The following is a 602-nucleotide window of genomic DNA, read 5'->3' as shown; positions in this document are numbered from 1 at the left end:
CGAATCAAGAAGTTTAACCCGGTGCGGGGCCTATCCATCCCCGCGCCACAATTCAAACATTATCGAGTTATGAGAAAGAACAAGATTCTTCTTCCGGCGGCATTTCTCTTTGCCGCCATCTCCTCCGCTTTCGCGCAGGGCAACGGCATCGCCGGCATTACGGAGGCTACCAACATGGTAACCAGCTACTTCGACCCCGGCACGAAACTCGTGTACGCTGTGGGGGCTGTGGTCGGCCTTATCGGGGGCATCAAGGTCTATAACAAGTTTTCGAGCGGCGACCCCGACACGTCGAAGACCGCCGCGAGCTGGTTCGGCGCGTGTATTTTCCTGATTGTCGCCGCGACGATCCTACGCTCTTTCTTCTTGTAGTCCAACCTGTCATGCAAATAATTATGGAATATGGAATCAACAAGGGAATCGGCAAGAGCGTGGAGTTCCGGGGCCTGAAGGCGCAGTACCTCTTCATCTTCGCGGGCGGCCTGCTGGCCGTCTTCGTGGTGTTCGTCATCCTCTACATGGCAGGGGTCGATCAGTGGGTATGTATCGCTTTCGGCGTTGCGGCGGCTTCGGTGCTGGTCTGGCTTACCTTCCGCCTGAAC

2 protein-coding genes are annotated in these 602 nt (G+C 56.3%); both read left to right on the top strand.

The annotated features are described in order from the left end of the window. Positions 1-69: 69 nt before the first annotated feature. Positions 70-372: a DUF4134 domain-containing protein gene (locus tag ACESTR_RS16420; RefSeq protein ID WP_004319158.1), complete on the top strand. Its 303-nt coding sequence runs from the start codon at positions 70-72 to the stop codon at positions 370-372. A gap of 23 nt (positions 373-395) precedes the next feature. Further along, positions 396-602, top strand: a 207-nt coding sequence (locus ACESTR_RS16415) for a DUF4133 domain-containing protein (RefSeq protein ID WP_347784819.1), incomplete at its 3' end; no start/stop codon positions are given.

This window comes from Alistipes sp. DJF_B185, assembly GCF_964250025.1.
GTDB lineage: Bacteria > Bacteroidota > Bacteroidia > Bacteroidales > Rikenellaceae > Alistipes > Alistipes finegoldii.
Note: the sequence above shows the minus strand (reverse complement) of the source record. Positions and strands in the feature narration are given on the sequence as shown.